Here is a 17239-nt window from a genome sequence, read left to right on the forward strand (position 1 = left end):
GGTTCCCGCTCATATCACCGGGAGGTCGTTGGCCAGGAACACGGGGGCCGTGACCAGGACCGTGGGGGCCTTGATGGTGGTGTTGACGGCCGAGGTGACCTGCACGGTTCCGCCGCCGGTGAGCATCGCGGCACCCACGGCGCTCATGTTGAGGACACCGACCGAGTTCAGTCCCAGCTCACCCGCGGATCTGACGTTGACCGCACCGCCGCCGCTGATGCTGAGCGGCCCGCCGCTCTTGATCGTCAGTGCACGCCGTGCGCTGAGCGTCAGGTCGGTGCCGGCCTCCACCGAGACCGACCGGCTGCCCTTGATCTTCACCGTGCCCTTGCTGTCCACGACGATCTCGGTGTTGGTCCGGTCCAGATGGATGGTCAGCTGCTGGTCCCCGGACGCGAGCCGGACGCCCTGTTTACGGCCTCCGGTCTTCTGGCTGAGCAGGTCCATGCGGTTGCCGTCCCGGTCGGAGACGGTGTGCCGGGCCGCCTTCCGCCGGGTGGCGTCGTGCAGCGGTACGTCCTTGACGGGGGTCGGCACGTCCTTGCCGTTGTAGAGCCCGCCGATCACGAACGGGTGGTCCAGGGCGCCCCGGTCGAACCCGACGAGCACCTCGTCGTTGACGTCCAGCGGGAAGATCCCCCCACCGGCGAGGCCGCCCATCTGTACGGTGCGCGTCCAGTCGCTGACGTAGGTGTCGTCCAGCCACGGGAACCGCAGCTTGACGCGCCCCTGCTTCAACGGGTCGTTCACGTCGGTGACCAGGGCGTTGGCCACGCTGGGCAGCCGGGGCGCGGTCTCCGAGCCGCCGGAGGTGAGGCCGTAGAGCGAGCGCCACTGGCGTCCGCTGACCGTCACCCAGGTCTCGTAGTGCTTGCCGTCGCCGAAGAGGTGGCGCACCGAGGTGGCGGTGTACTTGCCCTCGAAGGGCTTGCCCACGTCGGCCAGGGCCACCGGGATGCCCGGCCGCAGCTTGGGGTTGCCGCGCGCGACGACCTCCACCTCGGCGAAGGAGGAGGTGATGTCGTCGGCGAGCGCGTCGGCGGCGAACTTCACCTCGGCCTGCTTGTCGTACGGGGTCCCCGTGTCGACCAGCGGGACCGTACCGAACTTCCCGGCGGCGGCGCCCGGGGTCGTTCCGATCCCGATGGCCGGGTTGGAGAGCGCCGGGGAGACCGCGGTGAGCTCCTTCTTCGTCGTGACGTCCCAGCCGCGCGCCTCGACCTTGCCGACCTGGTCGGCTGCGGTCACGGCGGCCCTCAGCCGCAGGATGTCGTGGCCGGCCTGGAGCACGAAGGGGCTCTTGTCGCCGTCGGTGCTCGGCGAGGGCGCGCCGGAGGACGGCTTGGGCGACACGAACTGGAACGTGCCCTTCGCGTCGACGGACATCACCATCTCGTTCTCGTCGGCGAGCCGTGCGAGGAAGTCCCAGTCGGTGACGTTGGACTGGCTGATGAACTCGTAGACCGTCTTCGTCGACTGGATGCGCCCGATGGGCACCCCGTCCTGGGTGGCCAGCTTCCGGGCGATGTCGGACGCGGTCTGGTTGCGGAAGGCGGTGACCCGGCGCCGGCGCAGCAGCCGGTGCCCGAGGTCGTAGCCCCGGACCACGGCGAAGGTGCCGGTGCCGTCGTAGTCGACCTCAAGGCCGGTGACCTCACCGGTCAGCAGCGGATCACCGGCACCGTGCCCGTCGGCGATCGGGGTGATGACCACACTGGTGCCGAAGGTGACCCCGAGCTTGCCGAGGATCGTCCGGTACGGGTCCCGGAAGGTGAGCCGGAACGCGGCGGGAACGCCCATCCCCTGGTCCACATGGCTCTCGACCAGGGAGTCGGTGAGATCGGGCGGCACCTTGGCGCCGCCGATCAGGACGTCGACGACACTCGAGTACGCGGCGCGCACCATCAGCCACGCACCTCCTCTGCGGACGGCATGATCAGTTCGGTGCCGGGCGGCAGGACCCGGGGGTCGTCGATGCCGTTGGCCTGCGCGATCGACCGCCACGCGGCGGCGCTCCCGTACTCCCGCCACGCCAGCGACTGCAGCGAGTCGCCCGCCACGACCCGGTGGACGCGCTGCGCGGTGAGCGCGCCGGACGTCGGGTTCTGGCCCCTGGTCTTGCTGGGAATCTCGGTCAGCTGCAACCGGGCGGTGGCCCGGATGGGGACACCGGTGGTGCCGAAGACCGTGTACGAGACGTCGACGGAGCTGATGTAGGCGGTGAACCGGACCGTCGAGAACGCCCCCCACTGGAAGACCACCCACGGCGGCGAGGGCTTCTTGGCGCCGATGCTGCGCAGGGTCACCTCGCAGCAGTCGAGCAGCGACTCCACCTTCTTCAGCACGGTGTTGCCGGTCGGCTTGTCGGAGGAGTCGAGGAAGATCTCCAGCCCCATCTGCATCGCCTCGACACCCATGAACTCCGGCTTCGCACCGGTACGTTCGATCTGCGCCGGAGTCGCCGTCCACAACGCGCGGCGACTCAGCGAGAGTTGTGCCGGGTTGAAGTCGAAGGCGAAGGTCTCGATGATCCCGCCGGGGGTCATGCTGTCGCCCACCGGAGGTTCGTGGATCGCCAGGTTGGCGCGTACGAGGCTCTTGCCGGCGCCCTTGCTGCCCTTGGCCATGGTGTCGGCCGCCTCTCAGTTCGTGAATCCGTGGTGGACGATCTCCAGGACCTCGGTCGCCACGGCCGGGCTCCCGGGGTCGAGGGTCGGCCCGGTCCACCGCACCGGCAGCACGTCGATCAGCCCCCAGCTGGCCACCTCCGAGCCGTCCGCCCGCAGCGCCGCGATCTGCGCGGTGGGCCGGGTGATCCCGGTCTGCACGGACGAGATCCACTTGGCGACCTTCGCCGTGTCCGGAGTGAGGGGGCGGGTCAGCCGGATCGTGGAGAAGGTGACCCGCGTCGGCAGCGCCCACACGAAGCCGTTGTTGCCGCCCTCCTGGTGGTGCTCGATCTCCACCTCGGACGACAGCCCCTCGCACCCGTTGAAGTAGCCGAGGCTCTCACCGTCGATGCTGAGGGAGAACCAGATGGTGGAGCCCGGGTCCAGGCTGGAGGGCATCTCGGCGGACCTTTCTCTCGGTCGTGCGTGCGGGGCGGTTTTCGGGCGGCTTCTCTGTGCGGTGCCGGCCGTGGGCCGGCTGGCCCGTGGCTGTCGGTGGCGGTCAGCGGCGGGGATCGCGGAGCTTGCCGATCCGCTCGCGGTCCAGCCGGAGTTCGGTGCGGATCAGCCGGGTGATCCGGCCGATGAGCTGGTGCGCCAGGGCGTCGAGCTGGAACTCGGTGAGCTCCTTGGGGTCGAACGCACCCTCGGGGACCGTCCTGTACTCCGGCGGGGGCGTGGCGTGCGCGGACGACGGCGGGACGTTCGGAGGCGGTACGTGCGCCCCCGAGGCCGAGGCGGGGGTGTAGGGGGGCGGCGGCCCGGACGGCGTGTAGGGCGGCGGCCCGGACGGGCGGGGAGGCGGCGCGGTGTGCATGAGGGGGCCGGCGGCCGTGGCCGCTGCGGCGGCGGCGAGGCTGCCGATCGCGGACGAGCCGGAGTGGGCGGAGTGCGCGGGAGCGGTTCCGGCCTTCTTGGAGTGCTTGCCCCAGAACCGCTGGACGACCGGCATCGGGGCCGCCGGAGCCGCGTGCGCGGCAGGGGCCGCGAGCGGCGCCACGGCGGAGGAACCGCCGGCCGCGGACTGGCCCGGGGCCGACACCGGGCGACGCAGCGGCACCGCCTTCGCGGGAGCCGCCGCGACGCTGCGCTGGAGCACGGTCGAGAGCGGCCCGGTCGGCGTCGGCGCGGCCGGGAGCGGCCCGGTCGGGAGCGGCCCGGTCGGAAGCGGAGGCTGCACGGAGCGGGGCGGGGCTACCGGGAGAGGCAGAGGCGCCAACGGCGCTCGGGAAGGCTGGAGTTGGGCCCGCTGGACCGAGGACTGCGGGGGCAGGGGGCTCGGTGTCGGGAAGTGCGGGATCGGGGGGTGCGGGATCGGGGAGTGCGGGGTCCCGGGCCGCGGAGGCTGAGCCTGCGGGACCTGAGCGTGCGGGACTTGGACCTGCGGGACCTGAGCCTGCGGCCGCGCCGGTGACCGCTGCACGAAGGGGAGCGGCGGGACCGGCGGGAGGGCGAGTGCGGCCGGTGGAGCCTGGGGCGTACGCGCGGGCGGCATGGGTCGCATGGGCTGGGCGGACATCGGCACGGCATCGGTGGGCACGGCGCTCATCGGGGTACCGAGGGGTGAGCGTCGCGGAGTCGCCGGAGCCGGGGACGGGGCCTGGGCCGGGACCGGGGCCTGGGCCGGGACCGGGCTGGCGCTCGCGGACGGGACCGGGGCCGGTGTGGCCACGGCCCGCTGGACAGCGGGGGCCGGAGCGGAAGTGCGTACCGGAGGTGCCGAGGCGATCGGAGCCCCCAGGCCCGCACGGGACGGCGGACGGACAGCGCTCCCCCGGACGGGCGGAACGACGGAGGGTCCGGCGGCCCGTACCGGATCGCCCGAGCGGGTCGCCGCCCGCTGGACGACAGGGGCGCTGGGCCGAACGGGGCTCCCGGCATCGGCAGTTGCGCCGGACGCGGGCGCGGAGGACGGTGCCGCGGCGGCGGACTCCCGCACTGGTCCCGGGCCGGCCGCCGGGGCGGGCCCGGGAGACGAGGCAGGCCCCGCCGACTGGGCCGGCTGAGACGACTGACCGGGCCGGGCGGGTCCGGGTGCCGGGGTGCCCGGCTGGGCGGAGGCGCGTTGCACGGCGACCGGCGGATTCACCGGCGCCGGGCCGGACGCCGCAACCGCCGGAGCGCCGGACGGTGCCCCGGAAGAGGAGCGGGGGCCGCCCGCCGCGGTCGGCGTCGGCGTGGCGCCGGAAGCCGCAGGAGCGGTAGGGGGTGAGGTCGTCGGACCGCCGACGGGCCGCGGCGACGATGCGGGCGGCCGGGCGGTGTCGGGCGCTCGCTGGACGACGGGCAGCGGCCCTGCGGTACTCGCGTCGGGCACGACCGGGGACGCCGAGGGCAGGACGGCTCCGGGAACGGTCCCGGGCGACCGCGGTGAAGGCGTGCCCTGCGCGGGCCGCTCTCCCCCGGCGTCGCTCCGCACGGCGGCAACCCGCTGGACGGGAACCTCACCGGTCACCGCGCGCTGCGCCGGAGCATCAGCCGTCACCGCACGCCGCACCGGAACCTCATCGGCCACCGTGCGCCGGACGGAGGCACCACCGTGCGCCGCCCCCGAGTCGCCACCGGCGGGAGGGGCCGGCGCGACCGAGGTCGGCTCAACCGGAGACGGCGCGACCGGAGTCGGCGCGACCGGAGTCGGCGCGACCGGGGGCAGGGCGGGGCCGGAGTCCCCGCCGACCGGGGCGCCCACGCCCCCGCGACGTCCACGCTGCCCCGCACCCCCCGCCGGGGAGGGGCCGCTGCCAGGGCCGACGGGCCCTGCCGAGGCATCCCCGACCGGCACCGCGGGTGCTGCGGGTGCTCCCGAGACGGCCGGCGCCGCGGACGCCGGGCCCGCCGCACGCCGAGTCGGCGGTACGGCCGAGCGCTGCACCACCGGCGGCTGTGCCTCCGAGGGCCGCACGGCCGAGGGCTGCGGGGCCGACGGCTGCACGGCCGACCGCTGCACCACCGGGACGGAACCTGTACGGCCGGAAGCACCAGGACCAGACCCCGAACCCGCAGAACCAGAGCCCGCCGGACCCGAACCCGCAGAGCCAGAACCTGCCGGACCAGGGCCCGTCGGGCCGGAACCTCCGCCCGAAGCCTCGCCCGCCGTACCGCCTTCACGCGGTGCGGCCGCTCGCCGCGCCGGGGCGGCGGGCGGTTCGGCGACGGAGGCCGCACCGGTGGCGCGGACCTGGGGCCCGAAGGCCGGGCCGGACGTCCGCGCGGCGCCGCTCGCCGGGGCGCCGCCCGTGGCGGCCGCGCTCCGGTGCGCGATCGGCAGGGACCGCCGCTGCACCGCCGCACCGGGCTGCGCCCGGGTCAGGGGTGTCGGCCGGGGCGGGGGGCTCGCCGGGACCGGCGTCACCCGCAGACCCGCACGCGGCGAGGAGGGCACCGCCGGGGTCCCGGGACCGGCCGCACCGGCGTGTCGTACCGGCACCGGGGCCGGGGCCGGCACCGGGGCGGAGGCCGGGGCGGGCCCGTCCACGAGGCCGGGACCGGTCGTCGCGGCGCTGCTCCGTACCGTCCCCGCCCCCGCACCCGAGCCGGGGACCGGCGAGGTGCTCCGCTGAACGGCCGGGCCAGAAGGAACCGGAGCCGCAGTCGCAGCCGGAGTCACAGCCGTCACCGGTCGCCCGGTGCGCGCCCGCGGGACGGCGGGGTGCGGGACGGCGGAACCCGGGCCCGCGGAACCCGGTGCGGATGCGGGCTGTCCGGGCGCGCCCGGGAGGCGCGCGGGGAGGGCCCGCAGGGGGACCGCCGGGGCGCGCTGCACCGTGGCGTCGTTGCCCGCCAACGGCAGTGCGCCCGCGCGGCGTTCGAGGCCGGTCACGGGCCGGGCCGACGCCGGGCCCGTACCGACGCCGAGTACCGGGCTCGACCGGCCGTCCAGCACCGCGTGGGACGCGGTGCCCATGAACGACGGGTTCTGCCAGGTCGGCAGCCGGCCACCGAACCCGGAGTCCGCGACACCCGCCGGGCCGGTGGCCACGGCACGCTGGATCGGCGGCAGTCCGGCCCAGGACGCGACGACCGGCGCACGGCCGTCCGTCGGCCCGGCCGCAGCCGCCCGACCCGCGTCGGCGCCGCCGCGCGCGGCCTCCGCCGCACCCTCGGACGGCCCGGCCGCCGTAGCCGCACCCGTGCCCGCACCCGTGCCCGTACTCACACCCGTACGTGCCCGCCCGGACGTGAACCGATCCAGGAACCCCACGGCTCAGCCCTCCGCGCCTGCGCGCGTCACGAAGGACGCGATCTGGTCGGTGTAGCGGCGGCGGTCCTGGTGTTCGAGGTCCAGGATCTGCTCCAGGCTCCAGTGGAAGTGGTAGGCGACGTACGCGATCTCCTCGTGCAGCCGGTCGTTCGCGTACGTCACGATTCCCCCAGGCGGCTCCCGCCGAGTTCGACCTCGAAGGGTTCGGAACAGTGCGGGCACTCCACCGACGCGCGGGTGTGGCCCTCCGCGTTGATCTGACGGTAGAAGTCCTGCAGGAAGGCGAGGTCGGAGGCGAACATGTTCTCCACGATGCCGTCGTGGATCATCGGCAGCGTGCCGAGCCGGGTGATCACCCGGCCCAGCAGCACCACCGACAGGAACGCCGGGTTCTCCTGGACGCGCACGTCGCGCAGCGGGACGAGTTCGTCGCGCGCCGTCGAGAGCCGCATGACCCCGTCCCGGTGGACGGTGCCCGACTCGTCCACGTAACCGCGCGGCAGCTGGAACGCGAACTCGGTGCGCAGCTCGTACCGTTGCTGCTGTTGCGGCACCTGCTCCTGCTGCGGCGGCTGCTGCGGGATCTGCGCGGCGGGCCGCACGTCCGGTACGGCGGTGGGCGCGGGCTGCGCCGTCTCCGCACCGGGCTCCGGGGCGAAGGCGCCGGCCCTGGCGGCCGAACGGCGCATTACTCGATGACCAGTTCTTCGAACACGATGGTGACCGTCTCGGTGAGCGCGGACGCCTCGCCGGCCTTCACCGTGCTCGCGTCGATCTTGCTGCACCAGGCGTTGCGCAGGTGGTAGCGCTTCACCGGGTTGTTCTGGAAGTCCATCATGATGATGGAGGCGTTCTTGCGGGCCGTGGTCATCTGGCCGGAGATCGACTGGTTGATCCACTGGGTGAACGAAGCCGACTGGGTCATACCGCGGATGACCGTACAGGTGCCGTTCTTCTTCACACCCGGCATGTTCTTGACCACGTTCTGGCCGTTGGGGGTGTTCTGCTGGTAGGTGATGACGTCCTGCTCGATGCTCATGCCACTGACCTCGGCGAGGTACTCGACCATGACACCGTCGATCTGCAGGCCGAAATTGTGCGAGGTGAGGGCGTCACCCGGCTGGAGACTCATGTGTTCGCTGTCCTTGTGAAGGTCTGTGGGATGGCGCTACGGCGGTGAAGCCAACCAGGCTCGGGAAGAACCGGGTTGGAGCCCGGGGCACCGGGGGGTGTCCGGCCGCGACCGGCCGGACACCCCCCGGACCGGCTGCTACTCCTCCAGCTCTCCGTTGCCGCTGGAGAACTGGGCCAGTCGGAAGATCACGAACTCGGCGGGTTTGACCGGCGCGATGCCGATCTCGCACACCACACGGCCGACGTCGACCGACTCCGGCGGGTTGGTCTCCTCGTCGCACTTGACGTAGAAGGCCTCCTCGGGGCGCTGGCCGAAGAGGGCGCCACTGCGCCACTCGTTGGTCAGGAACGCCGAGATGTTGCGCCGGATACGCGCCCACAGGGCGTGGTCGTTCGGCTCGAACACCACCCACTGGGTACCGAGGAGGATCGACTCCTCCAGGTAGTTGAAGTAGCGGCGGATGTTCAGGTAGCGCCAGGCCGGGTCCGAGGAGACGGTACGGGCGCCCCAGATGCGGATGCCGCGGCCGGGGAAGGCCCGGATGCAGTTCACGCCGATCGGGTTGAGCAGGTCCTGCTCACCGCGGGTGATCTGGGTCTCCAGGTCCACCGCGCCGCGCACGACCTCGTTGGCGGGGGCCTTGTGCACACCGCGCTCGGAGTCGTTGCGGGCCCAGATGCCGGCGACGTGACCGCTCGGCGGGATCAGCACCGACTGTCCCACGGACGGGTCGAAGGACTTGATCCACGGGTAGTACAGGGCCGCGTACTTGGAGTCGTAGCCGGCCGTCTCCTGGCGCCACACCCGGATCTGACGGGCGTTCAGGCTGGGCGGCGGGTCGATGACCGCGACCCGGTCGCCCATGAGCTCGCAGTGCGCGATCAGGCCCAGCTGTACGGCCTTGACGGCCTCCAGGTCGATCGCGCCGCGCTGGTAGGCGGCCATCAGGTCGGGCACCGCGACCATGGAGATCTCGTCGATGGCCTCCAGGCCGCCGAAACCGGTGCGGTCCGCGGAGTCGCCCAGGTAGCGGGCGGCTCCGGGGTACGAGTCGTCGGCGGACCCGGCGGGCACGGCGGGAGCGGCGGCCGACGGGGCCGCGAGGGCCACCGTCTGCGCGTCCGGCCGGACCAGCTGTCCGGCGGGCGCGGCCTCGGCCACGGTGATGAGCTTGGAGCGCTCCTTCACCTGGGTGACGACGTAGGTACGGCCGCCCTTCTTGGCGGACACGTCGAAGGTCTCGACGGCCTTGTCGCCGTCCTTGACCGTGAGCTTGAACCGGTCGGCCGGGCTGTCGTCCTCCGGAAGCGTCACCTCGACGCTGAGCGCGCCGTTGGTGCCGGGGGCGATGGCCGCGACCGAGAACCCGCCGAGCGGCCGGAACTCGCCTGCTTCCAGGGCGGCCGGGGCGGTGGAGGCCTTCACGGCGGCGCGGCCGGAGCCGGCGGCCGGGCCGTCGGAGGACGCACCCTCGGCGGAGCCACCCACACGGACCACGTAGGCCGCGGAGCCGCCGTTGTTGAAGAAGCCGTAGACGGAGTGCGCGAGGTAGTACCCGTCGGTGAACTCACCGAACGACGCCACGTACTGGCTCCAGTTGGTGACCAGGGTCGGCTCGTTCAGCGGACCGCTCGGCGCGAGCCCCACGAAGGCGGCGACCGACGTGCCCACTCCCTCGATGGGACGCGAGCCGCTGGCCACCTCCTCGACGTAGACGCCGGGCGACAGATAGGACGGCATGTTCTGCTCTCCTCGGGGTACGAGACAGGAACCACTCCACACTCTCGCCCGTGCGGAAAGGCCTTCGAAACGTCCTCCGGGACCTGTTCGGGGGCACTGCCGCTGCCCTCAAGGGCATCCGGTGGTCCCCGCACGGGCCGGAGAGGGACCGGTCGCCGGCTGCGCAACCGCTCCCCGCCCCGCCGTTACGGGCGGGCGCGGCATCCCCATCGGCCGGGGAGCGGCAGGTCTGTGCCCGGAGCGGGGCGGGTGCGCGCTCCTGCGGGTCCGGTTCTCTGCTTACCACGGCACGTCCGTCCGCCGAAAGGGCCTCCCGGGCACACCCGGAGGCAGACGGCCACACTTCGGGGAAGTACGGATGGCCGAACAGGCAGCCCCCTCGGCCCTTGTGGCCGACTGCCCCTGCCCCGTAGCCACATGACCGGGCTCTCGTGCCGTCCTAGCGTGGCCGGGTGAGCCTATGGACCTCTCTCGAACCCGCGTCGGCCACGGTCGATCCCGGCAGCAGCACCACCGTACGACTCCGCCTGCGCAACACCGGTGACGTGGTCGACGAATACCGCTTCGAACCCGTCGGCGACATCGCCCCCTGGACCACCGTCGAACCACCCACCCTGCGCCTCTACCCCGGAACCACCGGCACGGTCGAGCTGAGGTTCGCACCCCCACGCACACCCGACGCCACCGCAGGCCCCAACCCCTACGCCATCCGCATCACCCCCACCGAACACCCCGAAGCAACCACCGTCCCCGAGGGCAACCTCACCATCACCCCCTTCACCGAACTCCACGCCGAACTCGTACCCCCCACCGTCAAAGGCCGCCTCCGCGGACGCCCCAGACTCGCCATCGACAACCTCGGCAACACCAAACTCACCGCCTCCCTCAACGGCACCGACAACGGCGACCAACTCACCTACGAACTCCGCCCCAGCAACATCCAGATCGAACCCGGCCGCGCCGCCTTCATCACCACCACCCTCAAACCCCGCAAAATCATCTGGTTCGGAGCCAAAGAACAACGCCCCTACACCCTCACCGTCCAACGCTCCGGAACCACACCCCTCCCCATCGACGGAACCTTCGTCCAACGCGGCTTCCTCCCCCGCTGGCTCGCCACCTTCCTCGGCATCCTCATCGCCCTCACCATCACCTTCCTCGCCCTCTGGTTCGGCCACAAACCCACCATCGCCAGCGGCACCACCGAAAAACTCGTCGAAGCCGGCTCCACCATCGCCCCCAGCCCCACCCCCCAGACCTCCCTCGCCCCGCCACCGGTGACCACCGCACCCGTCACGGCACCCGCCCAGCCGACCCAGGACACACAGTCCGAAGCATCGGGCGGAGGCGGCGGGGGAGACTCCTCGGACCCGAAGCCCCCGGAGGTACCGGAGCCGATCGGCCAGTGGCTGGTCAGGCCCGGCGCCCTGGGCAAGGACGAGACCGGCGCCCACCCGCTCACCGTGACCGACGTAGCCGGTGCGGACGGGCACGGTGGCGCCGGAGCGTTCAACGGTTCGAGCAGCCAGATGATCTCGACCGGCCCGGTCGTGCCCACCGGGCCGGGCAGCAGTTTCACGATCTCGGCGTGGGTGTACCTCAACACCACCGCTCACTTCTCCACCGCGGTCAGCCAGAGCGGGAAGCACAACAGCACCTTCTACCTGCAGTTCTCCCCGGGGGAGAAGCGCTGGTCATTCTCCCGGACAGGCTCGGACGGTGGCGACAACGCCGCGATCGGCTACCGCGCGCTCTCCCTGGATCCGGCGGCCCTGCACACCTGGACCCATCTGGTCGGTGTCTTCGACGGAGCGACCGGCAACCAGACGCTCTACGTCGACGGCGCGCCCCAGGGCTCCGTGCAGGACCCCTACCCGTTCGCGACCACCGGCGCCTTCATCATCGGCCGGGCCAGGTACGCGGACGCCAACGCCGACAAGTTCGACGGGCGGATCAACGAGGTCGCGGCGTGGGACCAGGCACTCACCCGCGAGCAGATCAACGAGATTCCCTGAGCCCGCCCCGTCCGCGGAGATGCCCTGGGATACGCCCGGGTGATGCCCCCGGGATGCCCTGCGGGGCATCACCCGGGGGCAGACGGGCTGCCCGGGGAGACCACGGGGCCGCCTGGACGGGCACTCTCGGTGGCGGCGACAACTCCGTTCACCCATAGGGCACATGAGGGTGACGGCTCACTGCTCTAACGTGGCCGGGTGAGCCTATGGACCTCTCTCGAACCCGCGTCGGCCACGGTCGATCCCGGCAGCAGCACCACCGTACGACTCCGCCTGCGCAACACCGGTGACGTGGTCGACGAATACCGCTTCGAACCCGTCGGCGACATCGCCCCCTGGACCACCGTCGAACCACCCACCCTGCGCCTCTACCCCGGAACCACCGGCACGGTCGAGCTGAGGTTCGCACCCCCACGCACACCCGACGCCACCGCAGGCCCCAACCCCTACGCCATCCGCATCACCCCCACCGAACACCCCGAAGCAACCACCGTCCCCGAGGGCAACCTCACCATCACCCCCTTCACCGAACTCCACGCCGAACTCGTACCCCCCACCGTCAAAGGCCGCCTCCGCGGACGCCCCAGACTCGCCATCGACAACCTCGGCAACACCAAACTCACCGCCTCCCTCAACGGCACCGACAACGGCGACCAACTCACCTACGAACTCCGCCCCAGCAACATCCAGATCGAACCCGGCCGCGCCGCCTTCATCACCACCACCCTCAAACCCCGCAAAATCATCTGGTTCGGAGCCAAAGAACAACGCCCCTACACCCTCACCGTCCAACGCTCCGGAACCACACCCCTCCCCATCGACGGAACCTTCGTCCAACGCGGCTTCCTCCCCCGCTGGCTCGCCACCTTCCTCGGCATCCTCATCGCCCTCACCATCACCTTCCTCGCCCTCTGGTTCGGCCACAAACCCACCATCGCCAGCGGCACCACCGAAAAACTCGTCGAAGCCGGCTCCACCATCGCCCCCAGCCCCACCCCCCAGACCTCCCTCGCCCCGGCCCCCGCACCCGCACCCACCACCGCCCCACCCGCCCCCCGGCCCACGCAGGAAGCGAAGTCCGACGCATCCGCCGGAGGCGGCGGGGACAAGGAATCCACCGCCCCGAAGGAGCCCGAGGACACGGCGGCGACCGAGGTGAACCTCATGGCCGAGGACGACCCCACGGGCCGGCACATCTGCTACCGGGCGTTCATCAAGGGCGAGGGCTGGCAGCGTCCCGCCTGCGACGGCGCCATGGCGGGGAACAGCCGGAGCGAGCCCCTCACGGCCCTCAACATCGCCGTGTACGGCGTCAGCGGCTCCGCCGCCAACGCCCTCCCGCACGACCCCGATTCGACCGACGGACAGGCCCACTGGAAGACACCCTGGACGGCCATCGTCGCCGACGGCAAGGACAACTACATCGGCAGCACCGACGACGACGCCGAGGTGCTGGCCGGCTTCGCCATCAACGTCGGCTCCGGGCAGATCTGCCACAACATCCGGTTCACCGGGTCGGAGTGGACCAGGACCGCCACGTGCAAGGGGCCCCGAGGGGACTTCAACTTCGGCGGTACGACCGACAACTCCCGCGCGCTCGAAGCCGTCTCGTTCACGGTGCCCGCCGCCGGGTGACGTTCACCGCCGGGTGACGTTCACGGCCGGCTGACGATCACGGCATGCTGACGCTCACAACCGGTCGACGCTCGCCGCCGCATGACCACCGCCGCCGGGCGGGCGGCCTACCAGGTCCCCTCGCCCGGCACCAGGCGCCCGGCCTTGCGGTACTCGCGCCGGGCGCCTTCCAGCAGGTCGGCCGCCGTGACCAGGTCGTCGCGGGAGGCCGCGAGGTAGGCGGCGGTCACCACGGCGCTGCGGATCGAGCCGCCCGCCAGCTCGAAGACCGACGCCACCGGCTGCACGTCGACGTCCGCCACGCAGGGCACGTGGGAGAGGCTGTGCCGCCACAGGGCGAGGCGCTGTTCGACGTCGGGGAACGGGAAGTCCACGACCAGGTCGAGGCGGCGGGTGAACGCCTCGTCGATGTTGGCGCGCAGGTTGGTGGTGAGGAGCGCGATGCCGTCGAAGGACTCCAGGCGCTGGAGCAGGTAGGAGCTCTCCATGTTGGCGTACCGGTCGTGCGCGTCCTTCACCTCGGACCGCTTGCCGAAGACGGCGTCGGCCTCGTCGAAGAGGAGGACGGCGTCGGTGCGGTCGGCCTCGGTGAAGATGCGTTCGAGGTTCTTCTCGGTCTCGCCGACGTACTTGTCGACGATCGACGACAGCTGGACCGTGTAGAGGTCGAGGCCGAGTTCGGCCGCGACGACCTCCGCCGCCAGCGTCTTGCCGGTGCCGGAGGCGCCCGCGAAGAGCCCGAGGACGCCCCGGCCCCGGCCGCCGCCCGCGCTCAGCCGCCACTCGCCGAGGACCCGGTCGCGGTGCCGGGCACGCAGGGCGAGTTCGCGCAGCTCGGTGAGCGGGCCGGGGGGCAGCACCAGGTCGCGCCAGTCGACGGCCGGCCTGATGCGCCGGGCGTGCTGTTCGAGGCCCGAGGCGGACTGCTGGCGGGCGGCGAGCCGCAGGTGGGCGGGGGTGAGCGGCCCCTGGTCGAACGCGGCGAGGCCCCGGGCCGCGCGGGCGGCACGGACGATGTGGTCGCCGGCCAGGTGGTACGGGGCGACGGTGGCGGCCAGGTCGAAGCCGGGCTCCTCGCCGAGCGCCGCCGCCCAGGCACCGGCCGCACCGGCACCGCGCGGGGGCGCCTCCAGGACCAGCGGGTCCGTGTCGCACCACTGCGGGTCGTACGGGCGCGGTCCGGTGATCAGCACCGGTACGTCGGTGGCCCCGGCCAGCTGCCGTACCAGCGCCTCCGGCCTGTCCGGCAGCCCCTGGACGACCACCGCGCGGCCGGTCAGACGGGCTTCGCGCAGCAGGTCGGGCACGCGGTCCTCGGGTCCGGTGAACCGCAGGGCCGGCAGGCCCGCGAGGCGCAGTGCGGCGGCGATCGAGGGAAGTCCGTCGCCCTCGCGCCGCTCACGGAGGTAGGCCGTGACCGGCGGACCGGCGGCGAGCAGGGCGGCCAGACGGTGCACGAAGAGGCCGGTGGCGGTGTCGGGAGACGGCTCCCGCTCGCCGTGCGCCTCCTGCCCGTCGTACGACCCGTCGTGCGGATCCGGGCCCGCGTCCAGCGGGTGGAGGTGCCCGGCGAGGGAGGCGTCCGGGGCGTCGTCGCCGAGCAGGTGGGCCAGCAGCCGGTCCGGTACGCGCAACGAGCGGCTCAGGAAGGGGCGTTCGGGCTCCTCCACGTCGAGCAGGCCGAGCGCGCGCAGCGGTGCCGCCGGGTGCAGCCGGGCCCGTGCGGAGGCGAGGTGGACGGGGATGCCGCAGAGGTCGAGGGCGAGCGCCGCGGTGGCCCGGCGGCGGCTGACGTCGTCGTTGAGGTAGCCGTACAGCGACTCGAAGCTGCGGTCCAGGTCCGGGGCGAGCGCGATGAGCAGGACGAGGGCGTCGAGTCCGGTCAGCCCGAGCCGGACGGCGAGGTCGGTCAGCCGGTCGGCGTACGCGTCGACGGGCTCGGCGACACCGAGCCGCGGAGGTTCCGCCGGGCTCAGCAGGCGGTGGACCGCCTCCTTCGACACGTACAGGCCGCGCAGCGGGTCGTTCGCTGTGGGGTCGTCGGCTGAGCGGTACTCGACCAACAGCGCCGTGCGTTCGCGCAGTTCGGCGAGTCGGGCGAGGAGCGGCCCGGCGTGGTCGGTGTGGTCCTGCGGCGGAAGCCGGGTTCCGGCGGTCATGTGCGGTTGCCCGTGGCGCGGTTGCGACGGGCCGCTTTCCTGGCCTCCTGGGCGGCCGCGACCTGGTGGGGCCGGTGCGCACGCTCCGACTCGGCCCGGGGTTCGTCCCCGGTGGAGTCCATGGTGCCCACGCGGACCGCGGCGCCCTCGGTGACGGGTGGCCCGGCGTCGTACTCCGGATAGGCCGGGAAGGGTGCGGTGACCACCAGGTCGAGGGAGGGCTTGAGTTCTCCGCCGAGCGCGGACCAGATCTCCGCGAGCGAGCGGGCCTCGGTCTGGATACCGGCCACCGAGAGCGGCACGGCCAAGCCCAACGCACCCAGCGAGCCCGGGAGTTCCGAGGGCGCGATGAGTTCGCGCGGGATGAGCGTGGCCAGCGCGGCGGAGAGCAGCCGGTGTTCGTCCTGGGGTTGCTTCGTCCAGGCCGTCACCAGATACGACAGCCGGAACCAGCGCGGGGGCTGGCGGCGCTTGACGACCACGTCCCGCTCGTCGTACACGGGGACGTGCCCCCGCTGGCGGCGGTTGACGTCCTCACGGATGTCGTACAGATAGGCGTTGATGGTGGGCGCGTTGCGGCGGGCGGCCCAGTCCCGGGTGGGGGCGTCGAGGGCGATGTCGATGCCCGAGCCGCTCAACGCGCCTCCTTTGAGGAGGTTCTTGAGGACCTCGTCCACTTCGTGGATCACCGTCGTGCTCCCGCCCTGCCGTTCCCGGCCCCGCTGTCGTCCATGCCGTCGTGCCCGCGGCCGTGACCGACCGGCCGCCCCGGACGATCCTGCCTCCCGCGCCGCCCGTCCCCGCAGTCGCACCGGGACGTCCGCCGGGCAGACCGTGCCGCCCCCAGGGGCGGCTCCGGTTGCCCTTCCGGTCAGATGTAGCCTTCCCTCAAGGCCTGAGCCACGGCGTGCGCACGGTTGCGCAGGTGGAGTCGGGTGGTCATTCCGTGCATGACGTTCTTGACCGTGCGTTCGGAGTAGGACAGCTTCTTGGCGATCTCGCCGGTGTCGAACCCTTCGGCCACCAGCCGCAGTACGTCGACCTCACGCGGTGTCAGCCCCGACACGGGGGCGCCGGGCCGGCCTGCCGCGCTGCGGTGCAGCGAGCCCACCTGGGTGATCAGCCGGCCGAGCAGGTCGGACGGCAGGTCGCCGTCGCCGCGGGCGGCCGCGTGGACCGCCTGCAGGAGCCGGTTGGCGGTGGCCTCGTGGCGCCACACGATGGCGCCGACCCCGCACTCGATGACGTCGAGCAGTTCGGCCTCCCGCAACGTGCCCACCACGAGCGCGGCCCGCGCGCCCTCGCTGCGCACCAGCCGGCGCAGCCGGGTCAGTACCGCATCGTCGAGCGAGTCCTCGACGAGCAGCAGCACCGTGCCGGGGCCTGACTCGCTCTCGTCCCGGAGGTCGATCTCCGGGTACCGGCGCAGCTGGCTGTGGACGCCTTCGCGCGAGATCGGGTCCCTGGTGTGCACCGCGACGCGTATCCGCTCCACGGTGTCGGCCGGGCCGGGCTGTGTGGTGCGCGTGGCGCTGTGCAACCGAGTTCCCCCATGTCCGCGTGCGTGGAACCCGGTTCCGTCCGGCGGCGGGTCCGCGTTATCCACCTTTGTGGAACGGCTGGGGTGCCCGCCATCGTGGAACACCACGAGCGGTACCACGAGATCGGCGGTGGCCGCGGAACAC

The 17239-nt window shown here is 72.7% G+C and carries 14 protein-coding genes; 3 read left to right on the forward strand and 11 right to left on the reverse strand.

From position 1 onward, the window contains the following. Positions 1-9: 9 nt before the first annotated feature. The 4 genes from ACWCSV_RS14375 to ACWCSV_RS14390 form a co-directional block, all read right to left on the reverse strand. On the reverse strand, positions 10-1905 hold the full coding sequence (locus ACWCSV_RS14375; RefSeq protein WP_451141956.1) for a VgrG-related protein: 1896 nt from the start codon (positions 1903-1905) through the stop codon (positions 10-12). Then, positions 1905-2627 carry a CIS tube protein gene (locus ACWCSV_RS14380; protein ID WP_451141958.1) on the reverse strand — a complete coding sequence of 241 codons (723 nt, stop codon included), beginning with the start codon at positions 2625-2627 and terminating at the stop codon, positions 1905-1907. Before ACWCSV_RS14380 ends, ACWCSV_RS14375 begins: the two co-directional genes overlap by 1 nt. A 15-nt stretch (positions 2628-2642) precedes the next feature. Continuing rightward, positions 2643-3068, reverse strand: coding sequence for a phage tail protein (locus ACWCSV_RS14385; RefSeq protein ID WP_390958581.1), 426 nt, complete (start codon positions 3066-3068; stop codon positions 2643-2645). Between the two features lie 103 nt (positions 3069-3171). Further along, positions 3172-3768, reverse strand: coding sequence for a hypothetical protein (locus ACWCSV_RS14390; RefSeq protein WP_451141960.1), 597 nt, complete (start codon positions 3766-3768; stop codon positions 3172-3174). Between the two features lie 2068 nt (positions 3769-5836). Between ACWCSV_RS14390 and ACWCSV_RS14395 the strand changes: the two genes are divergently transcribed. Next, positions 5837-6229: a hypothetical protein gene (locus ACWCSV_RS14395; protein ID WP_451141962.1), complete on the forward strand. Its 393-nt coding sequence runs from the start codon at positions 5837-5839 to the stop codon at positions 6227-6229. Positions 6230-6873: 644 nt separating this feature from the next. On the opposite strand, the gene ACWCSV_RS14400 is transcribed toward ACWCSV_RS14395, so the two are convergent. The 4 genes from ACWCSV_RS14400 to ACWCSV_RS14415 form a co-directional block, all read right to left on the reverse strand. After that, positions 6874-7032 (reverse strand): DUF6760 family protein, encoded by a 159-nt coding sequence (locus ACWCSV_RS14400; protein WP_266707268.1) that lies wholly within the window; start codon positions 7030-7032, stop codon positions 6874-6876. After that, positions 7029-7559 (reverse strand): hypothetical protein, encoded by a 531-nt coding sequence (locus ACWCSV_RS14405; RefSeq protein WP_451141964.1) that lies wholly within the window; start codon positions 7557-7559, stop codon positions 7029-7031. The genes ACWCSV_RS14400 and ACWCSV_RS14405 overlap by 4 nt, the downstream gene beginning before the upstream one ends. Next, on the reverse strand, positions 7559-8002 hold the full coding sequence (locus ACWCSV_RS14410; protein WP_327177127.1) for a phage tail protein: 444 nt from the start codon (positions 8000-8002) through the stop codon (positions 7559-7561). Before ACWCSV_RS14410 ends, ACWCSV_RS14405 begins: the two co-directional genes overlap by 1 nt. Before the next feature lie 138 nt (positions 8003-8140). After that, positions 8141-9745, reverse strand: coding sequence for a phage tail sheath family protein (locus ACWCSV_RS14415; protein ID WP_451141966.1), 1605 nt, complete (start codon positions 9743-9745; stop codon positions 8141-8143). Positions 9746-10197: 452 nt separating this feature from the next. Here ACWCSV_RS14415 and ACWCSV_RS14420 point away from each other — a divergent pair, with 452 nt between their 5' ends. Together ACWCSV_RS14420 and ACWCSV_RS14425 are read left to right on the forward strand one after the other, a co-directional pair. After that, positions 10198-11760 carry a LamG-like jellyroll fold domain-containing protein gene (locus ACWCSV_RS14420; protein ID WP_451141968.1) on the forward strand — a complete coding sequence of 521 codons (1563 nt, stop codon included), beginning with the start codon at positions 10198-10200 and terminating at the stop codon, positions 11758-11760. Positions 11761-11958: 198 nt separating this feature from the next. Next, the gene (locus ACWCSV_RS14425) at positions 11959-13395 is read left to right on the forward strand and encodes a COG1470 family protein (protein WP_451141970.1); all 1437 of its coding nucleotides are present in this window, start codon (positions 11959-11961) and stop codon (positions 13393-13395) included. A 107-nt stretch (positions 13396-13502) separates the two neighbouring features. Here ACWCSV_RS14425 and ACWCSV_RS14430 read toward each other — a convergent pair whose 3' ends face one another. From ACWCSV_RS14430 to ACWCSV_RS14440, 3 genes are all read right to left on the reverse strand, one after another. Next, positions 13503-15554 (reverse strand): ATP-binding protein, encoded by a 2052-nt coding sequence (locus ACWCSV_RS14430; RefSeq protein WP_451141972.1) that lies wholly within the window; start codon positions 15552-15554, stop codon positions 13503-13505. Continuing rightward, positions 15551-16243, reverse strand: a complete 693-nt coding sequence (locus ACWCSV_RS14435) for a DUF4255 domain-containing protein (RefSeq protein WP_451141974.1) — start codon at positions 16241-16243, stop codon at positions 15551-15553. The genes ACWCSV_RS14430 and ACWCSV_RS14435 overlap by 4 nt, the downstream gene beginning before the upstream one ends. Positions 16244-16425: 182 nt before the next feature. Continuing rightward, positions 16426-17094: a LuxR C-terminal-related transcriptional regulator gene (locus ACWCSV_RS14440; RefSeq protein WP_451141976.1), complete on the reverse strand. Its 669-nt coding sequence runs from the start codon at positions 17092-17094 to the stop codon at positions 16426-16428. Positions 17095-17239: the final 145 nt, after the last annotated feature.

The sequence above is a fragment of the Streptomyces sp. NPDC001770 genome (assembly GCF_053596135.1).

Bases quoted from the DNA above. Each gene is read 5' to 3' on its own strand.
- ACWCSV_RS14375 (WP_451141956.1), bottom strand. From the start codon at position 1,905: ATGGTGCGCGCCGCGTACTCGAGTGTCGTCGACGTCCTGATCGGCGGC.
- ACWCSV_RS14380 (WP_451141958.1), bottom strand. From the start codon at position 2,627: ATGGCCAAGGGCAGCAAGGGCGCCGGCAAGAGCCTCGTACGCGCCAAC.
- ACWCSV_RS14385 (WP_390958581.1), bottom strand. From the start codon at position 3,068: ATGCCCTCCAGCCTGGACCCGGGCTCCACCATCTGGTTCTCCCTCAGC.
- ACWCSV_RS14405 (WP_451141964.1), bottom strand. From the start codon at position 7,559: ATGCGCCGTTCGGCCGCCAGGGCCGGCGCCTTCGCCCCGGAGCCCGGT.
- ACWCSV_RS14410 (WP_327177127.1), bottom strand. From the start codon at position 8,002: ATGAGTCTCCAGCCGGGTGACGCCCTCACCTCGCACAATTTCGGCCTG.
- ACWCSV_RS14415 (WP_451141966.1), bottom strand. From the start codon at position 9,745: ATGCCGTCCTATCTGTCGCCCGGCGTCTACGTCGAGGAGGTGGCCAGC.
- ACWCSV_RS14430 (WP_451141972.1), bottom strand. From the start codon at position 15,554: ATGACCGCCGGAACCCGGCTTCCGCCGCAGGACCACACCGACCACGCC.